This is a genomic window from Bradyrhizobium sp. NAS96.2 (genome assembly GCF_001908235.1).
Lineage (GTDB): Bacteria > Pseudomonadota > Alphaproteobacteria > Rhizobiales > Xanthobacteraceae > Bradyrhizobium.
Map to the genome: position 1 here is coordinate 1 of NZ_LGHK01000333.1, position 6,418 is coordinate 6,418.

Annotated in this window: 5 protein-coding genes and 1 pseudogene; 3 read left to right on the forward strand and 3 right to left on the reverse strand. The window is 66.9% G+C overall.

Annotated features, from left to right (window positions below; all coding sequences use genetic code 11):
• Positions 1–179: 179 nt before the first annotated feature.
• On the reverse strand, positions 180–500 hold the full coding sequence (locus AC628_RS40915; protein ID WP_074132479.1) for a helix-turn-helix domain-containing protein: 321 nt from the start codon (positions 498–500) through the stop codon (positions 180–182).
• A gap of 83 nt (positions 501–583) precedes the next feature.
• A complete protein-coding gene (gene mgtE, locus AC628_RS40920) occupies positions 584–2,005 on the reverse strand; it encodes a magnesium transporter (protein WP_074132481.1) in 1,422 nt (473 codons plus the stop codon).
• An 84-nt stretch (positions 2,006–2,089) separates the two neighbouring features.
• On the opposite strand from mgtE, the gene AC628_RS40925 reads away from it, so the two are divergent.
• Together AC628_RS40925 and AC628_RS40930 are read left to right on the forward strand one after the other, a co-directional pair.
• On the forward strand, positions 2,090–2,905 hold the full coding sequence (locus tag AC628_RS40925; protein ID WP_074132482.1) for a polysaccharide deacetylase family protein: 816 nt from the start codon (positions 2,090–2,092) through the stop codon (positions 2,903–2,905).
• A gap of 96 nt (positions 2,906–3,001) precedes the next feature.
• On the forward strand, positions 3,002–4,363 hold the full coding sequence (locus tag AC628_RS40930; RefSeq protein WP_074132484.1) for a polysaccharide deacetylase family protein: 1,362 nt from the start codon (positions 3,002–3,004) through the stop codon (positions 4,361–4,363).
• A gap of 6 nt (positions 4,364–4,369) precedes the next feature.
• On the opposite strand, the gene AC628_RS40935 is transcribed toward AC628_RS40930, so the two are convergent.
• Positions 4,370–4,744, reverse strand: coding sequence for a hypothetical protein (locus AC628_RS40935; RefSeq protein ID WP_050421676.1), 375 nt, complete (start codon positions 4,742–4,744; stop codon positions 4,370–4,372).
• Positions 4,745–4,951: 207 nt separating this feature from the next.
• Here AC628_RS40935 and AC628_RS40940 point away from each other — a divergent pair.
• Positions 4,952–6,418 (forward strand): annotated as a pseudogene (locus AC628_RS40940) (hypothetical protein); the annotation flags it as partial.

Here is a 6,418-nt window from a genome sequence, read left to right on the forward strand (position 1 = left end):
CGATCGCATCAAACAGGCCGGACATATGGATGACAGCGATCCGAACCGTTCCACAAAGCTCTTGTGCCACGGGGGCCGTCCACATATGGGTCCTGGCTTTCGCCAGGACGACGGCGGTGAATGCGCGGGGTTAGCGCGATTTATTGGCTGACAATGACGGCGAAGAACGCCCTGCCCGCTCAAGCCGCGGTCGGCTCGCTCGATAGCGCGGCGAACACCGTTTCCGGCGAATGCGCGATCACGGCGAGCAGTGCGCGGGCAGGCCCCCGCGGGGCGCGCTTGCCCTGCTCCCAGTTGCGGATGGTCTCGACGGGAACGCCGAGCTTGGCGGCGAATTCGAGCTGGGTCAGCTGGGCGCGGCGGCGCAGATCGCGCACCGCGGGTCGCGCGGCCGCAGGGTGCATCGCCGCCTCGGCCGGGTGTGCCGGCACGAGCGGGATTTCCTGCCCGTCGCGCAATTCGACGATCCGTCCGTCCGCCTTGAGCCGCAACCGCTGCATGATGGCCCCCTTTGGAGATAGGAGCATCATCCGCCAACCCCGTTAAGGCGCGATTAACGATAAACGGTTCCGCCGACGATCCGTTATTTCAGCCCGAACCACAGCGTGGCGATGCCGAGGAACGAGAAGAAGCCGACCACGTCGGTGACGGTCGTGACGAAGGTGCCGGAGGCGACCGCGGGGTCGGCGCGCACCCGTTCCAGCACCATCGGAATCAGGATGCCGCCGAGCGCGCCGGCGACCAGGTTGCAGATGATCGCAAGCCCGATCACGATGCCAAGGCCCGGGATCTTGAACCAGGCCACCGCGGCGATGCCGGTGATCACCGCAAAGGCGATGCCGTTGACCAGCCCGACCATGGTCTCGCGCAGCACCACGCGCATCGCGTTGAACGCGCCGAGCTCGCGGGTGGCGAGCGCGCGCACCGCAACCGTCATGGTCTGGGTCGCGGCGTTGCCGCCCTGGCTGGCCACGATCGGCGCCAGCACCGCGAGCGCCACCATCTTCTCGAGCTGGCCCTCGAACAGGCCGAGCACCGACGAGGCGAGGAACGCGGTCGCCAGATTGACCAAAAGCCAGTTGAAGCGGCCGCGGGCGATGGTCCAGACCGTGTCGGACAATTCTTCGTCGCTGGTGACGCCGCCGAGCGCCTTGAGGTCCTCGTCGGCCTCCTCCTCGATCACGTCGACGACGTCGTCGATGGTGATCACGCCGACCAGCCGGTCGGTGGTGTCGACCACGGGAGCCGCGACCAGATTGTACTTGCCGAACATCCGCGCGACCTCTTCCTGGTCCTCCAGCGCAGAGACCCGGCGGCGGTCCTCATCGATCAGGTCCTTGATCGGAACCGGGCGGCGCGCGCGCAGCAGTACATCGAGCGGCATCGCGCCCAGCAGGTGCCTGTCGGCGTCGACCACATAGATCTCGTAGAACCGCTCCGGCAGATCGGGCGTGTCGCGCATGTAGTCGATGGTCTGCCCGACATTCCAATCCGGCGACACCGCGATGAACTCGGTCTGCATCCGCCGGCCGGCGGAATTCTCCGGATACAGCAGGCTGCGCTCGATGTCCTCGCGCTCGGCCGCCGGCAGCTTCTCCAGGATCTCTTCCTGGTCCTCCTCGTCGAGGCTTTCCAGCAGCTCGACGGCGTCGTCGGATTCAAGCTCGCGGACGCCCTCGGCCACGGTCTCCGGCTCGAGTTCCTCGAGGATCTCCTCGCGGACCGCCTCGTCGACCTCGTTGAGCGCCGCGAAGTCGAAATCCGTGCCCGCGATCTCGACCAGGGTGACGCGGTCGTCCGGCTCCAGCGCCGCGATCAGGTCGCCGAGATCGGCCTCGTGCAGTTCCGCCACCACCTCGCACAGCAGGGGCCGGTCGGCGGCATGGATGGCCCGGGTCATGCCAGCGACGAATTCGGGGCGGAGCTGGCCCTCCTCGTCCCGCATCGGCATCCGGGCCAGCGGGTCGGCCTCGGCGGGCTCGGCAACGTCGATTTTCTCGGCCATGCCGTGTTTCGCCGGTTTGACAGGAGGGGAAAAACTGGTTGGATGAGTGCGGAACGGATTACCTAATCGGTGGGGCCCTGTGCAATGAGAAAGAAGTCGAGCGCACCGCGACCGATCCTGAACGTTGTCGCGGCGCTGATCGCGCTCGCACCTTGCGCGCTGACCGGCGCGGCGAAGGCCGCCGAGTGCACCCGCAAGGACGCGCTCGGCACCTCACGTGTACTTGAGGTCGATCCTGCGACCTATCCGCGCGTCGGGCTGAAGAGCTTTCCGCAGACCCTGCCGCTCCGGGATGGCGAGGTCGTGCTGACCTTCGACGACGGGCCGACACCCGGGGTCACCGACAAGGTGCTGACGGCGCTGGCCGCCGAATGTGTGCAGGCAACGTTCTTCATGGTCGGCCGCAACGCGGCTGATCACCCCGATATGGTGCGCAAGATCGCGCGCCTCGGCCACACCATCGGCTACCACAGCTGGGACCATCCGCATCTCAACAAGATGCCGCTGGATCAGGCCGAGGCGAACATCAACCGAGGGATCGAAGCGGTCCAGATGGCCTTGCGCGGCACCGCGAGCACGGTTCCGAGCACGCCGTTCTTCCGGTTCCCCTATTTCGAGTCGACGCCAGCCCTGCTCGAGCGTCTGGAAAAGCGCGGTATCGCGGTGTTCGGAGCTGATTTCTGGGCCAGCGATTGGAACAAGATGACCCCCGAGGAGGAACTCAAGCTGCTCACCGGGCGGCTCGAAGGCCATCGCAAGGGAATTATCCTGCTGCATGACCCGCAAATGCGCACAGCCGAAATGCTGCCCGCCTTTCTAAGGTACCTGCAGGGGCATAATTATCACGTCGTCCACATCGTCCCGGCGGCGATGAAGACCGTGTCTGACCGGACACATTGAACCCGGCACCCAAGGTGGATTACAGACCGTTAAGGCGGCATTCATGGGGCCGCCCTTAAGGATTCGTCAGTGCGTTTGGAATGCGGCCGAGATTCGATGATTGCAAACGTCCTGGCGATGATCCGGAAGCAGTCGCGGACCGTGATCGGCGCGGCACTGCTGGGCTGTTGCTTCATGACGCCGCAGGCCGCCCTTGCCGCGGATTGCCCGGGTAACCCCAACGCGCTCGGCACCTCGCGGACCATCGTCGTCGATCCCAAGGAGCATCCGCGGATCGGCACCATGCAATATCCGGAGACGCTGCCGCTCGCCGACCACGAGGTGGTGCTGACCTTCGACGACGGGCCGCTGCCGAAATACAGCAACCAGGTGCTGGCCATTCTCGCCAGCCAGTGCGTCAAGGCGACCTTCTTCACCATCGGCTCCCAGGCCCGGTTCAATCCGGAGGGCGTGCGCAAGCTGATCGCAGCCGGGCATACCGTCGGCACCCACAGCCAGAACCATCCGCTCACGATGAACAAGATGCCGCTCGAGAAGGTGCGGCAGGAGGTCGACGACGGCATCGCCTCGACGCTCGCCGCACTCAACGGCGACAAGAGCAAGCTCGCGCCGTTCTTCCGGATTCCCGGCCTGATGCGTGCCGAGATCCCCGAGGCCTATCTGGCGTCCCAGGGCATCCAGGTCTGGAGCGCCGACTTCCCGGCTGACGACTGGCGCCACATCTCGCCGCAGCGGGTCTACGACCTCGCGATCCAGCGGATCGAGGCCAAGCACAAGGGCATCCTTCTGCTGCACGACATCCAGCCGCGCACCGTGGCAGCGCTGCCGCGCATCCTCAACACGCTCAGGGAGCGCGGCTACCGCATCGTCCATGTCGTGCCCGCGACCGCCGACCGTCCGGCAACACCGACCCAGCCGCAGCAATGGTTCATGCATCCGCCGACCGAGACCGTGGCGACCACGCGCTGGCCGAGAATTCCGAACTTCGTCTTCACCGCGACGCGGACGCTGCCGGCACCGGTGTTTGCCGACATGGACTGGCGTTATGCGGACGCTCTCGACCACGCGCAGCGCGCACGCGTCGGTGCGCCCGTCCGCACGCTGTGGCCGCAACCGCAGGTCGCGCAGCTCGCACCGGTCTCGACATTGCCGATCCCGGCGGCCGACGTCTTTCGCGTTCCCGAAGCGCTGGACCTGACCCTGCTCGCGGCGAATCGTCGCCTCGCACAGCGCGCGGCTGGTCCAGCCGCCGGTGCACCGCGCGCGCAGGCGATCTCGGCACGCCAGGCCGGGCATCCGAAGCAGGCCGCGCATCAGATCCCCGCGGCGGCGCATGGCAGAGGCCACGGCGCGCCCCTCCATGTCGCGCCGCCGGCTGCGAGCAACGCGGCGGTCCACGTCGCCAAGCGAACCCCGCGCGCCGAAGCCTCGGCGGCCGGCAAGCGCGTGCCGGACTAGCCCGCTCTAGCTGGCCACGATCTTGGCGACGCAGAGCAGGATCACCAGCGCCAGGAAGAAGATGTCGATGTAGGATTTGATCTCGCCGGCATGCCTGAGCTCGGTGACATCGGCGACGATCTGCTTGCGCGAGGCTGCGGCATTCGGCCCCTCGCCGGCCGCTGCGGCCAGCCGCCGTGTCTCGCCTTCGAGGCGCTCGATGCGCTGGAAGAAATAGAACGAGCGCAGGCCGGACAGTGCATGCATCACCGCATAGACCAGGACCAGGATCGCGACCGTCGCGCGCTGCTCGTATTTTTCCAGCAGGTTCAGCGTGAAATAGACCAGCCCCAGGAACACGAAGTTGGAGACGGCACGGTAGACGTAGCTAGCAAGGATCATCGGATGCTCCGGGTGGGCAGGCCCGCGGCGGCGCGATCGGAGACGCGGCCGCCTCCGGTCGGCAGCGCCATACCAGCAAGGCCATGCATCCGCCACTCTACCCGACCGGTGTTACAGGACCGCATCGGCTAGCGCCTCGACGTCGCCCCATTGACGCGGCACGGCCGGCTTGCGATGTAATCCGCCCCGGACATCCCAGGGTGGTCAATGCACGTCGTTCGCTCCGTTCGCCTCTGGATGAAGGAAGGCAGATCCGACAAGCTCTATGAAGTCGATCTGGTCGATCTGGAACGCGCCGACAACGACGCACGCTATCTGGTCAATTTCAGATATGGCCGTCGCGGCACGTCGCTAAGGGATGGAACCAAGACCCCATCGCCGGTCACCCACGCGAATGCCGAAAAGCTGTTCGATAGTGTCGTGGTGTCCAAGATCAACGACGGCTATCGCCGCATCGACGGCGATGCACCGCCGCTGACCGTTCCGGATGCTGGAGTCGATGCCAACGGACGCGACACGGAATTGCTCAGGAAGCTCGCGGTCTGCGCGCGCAGTGCGTGGCCCGAGAAGGAGCGCGACCGCCTGTTCTGGCGCCTCGGTGTGATCCGGCTCACAGCCGCCTATCCCCAACTCGCCGCCTTCGCCGAGAAGACCGGCGCGACGGATGCCAGTTACAGCCTCGTCTATGCGCTGGCGCGCTGCGGCGGCGCCGACGCCGCCGATCTGCTGCGCCGCTGCGCCGACATCAATGTCAGCCTGGTGACGCGGGACTACGCGGCTTATGCCCTCGCAAGTGAACTGATGGGCGCGCGGCGATCGGCGCCGCGGCTGTCGCTGCCGCGAACGACGGATGCCGCGGCGACCCGCGACATCGAGATGGCGCTGGCGAACGGCAATGGCGCGGGCCTGATCCAGGCCCTGCTGGCGGCGAACTCGGCTCAGCCGGGTTTCGCCAATCGGTTCCTCATTGCGCTCGCCCACCATGCGCTCGCAGACAGCGCCGCGCACAAGACGCTGCTCGCAGCCGTGCGCGCGATGAGCCCGCGGCCGCCCTACGTGCAGGTGCTGCGGCGCCTGTTCAAATATGCCGATCTCACCGACGACGGCCCGCTGTTCGCTGCAACCGCGCGGCAGTTCGAGCTGGCGGCGCCGATGTATTATCGCGGCCGGGTCTACAACGACCGCGTCTGGCTGCCCGGTTCGCGCCAGGCGCTGAAGCTCAGCGAGGAACTGCAGAGCACCGCTCCGCGCATCGCGCTGTCCGACCAGACCCTGCTCTACTTCAAGCGGCGCGCCTGGCGCATGCTGCGCAAGCGCGCCGAGCTCGGACAGGACGCGTTCACGGCGATGGCGAGCGAGCTCCTCCTCGCCTTCACCGACGCCGACGGCATCAAGCCGGCGACGTGGACCGAGCATATCCGGATCGAACGCAGCTATCGTCCTGTCCCCCATGCTGCCGAGGCGCTCAGCCGGGTTTGGAGCGTCAGCCACCTGCTGCATGCCGCGGCCCCGACCAGCCACTTCAATGCGAGGGCTCTCACGCATCGCCATGTCGGCGCGCGTGCGCCGGCACAGCGCGAGGAAGCCTTCCCCACGCTATGGGATGCCCAGCCCGAGCGGCTGCTGCGGATCGCGACGCTGGCGCGCAATCATGCGGCGGCGCGCTTCGCGGCC

What these genes read in the sequence shown, in the direction of transcription:
- AC628_RS40935 (WP_050421676.1), bottom strand. Translation starts at nt 4,744, where the DNA reads ATGATCCTTGCTAGCTACGTCTACCGTGCCGTCTCCAACTTCGTGTTC.
- AC628_RS40925 (WP_074132482.1), top strand. Translation starts at nt 2,090, where the DNA reads ATGAGAAAGAAGTCGAGCGCACCGCGACCGATCCTGAACGTTGTCGCG.
- AC628_RS40915 (WP_074132479.1), bottom strand. Translation starts at nt 500, where the DNA reads ATGCAGCGGTTGCGGCTCAAGGCGGACGGACGGATCGTCGAATTGCGC.
- AC628_RS40930 (WP_074132484.1), top strand. Translation starts at nt 3,002, where the DNA reads ATGATTGCAAACGTCCTGGCGATGATCCGGAAGCAGTCGCGGACCGTG.
- mgtE (WP_074132481.1), bottom strand. Translation starts at nt 2,005, where the DNA reads ATGGCCGAGAAAATCGACGTTGCCGAGCCCGCCGAGGCCGACCCGCTG.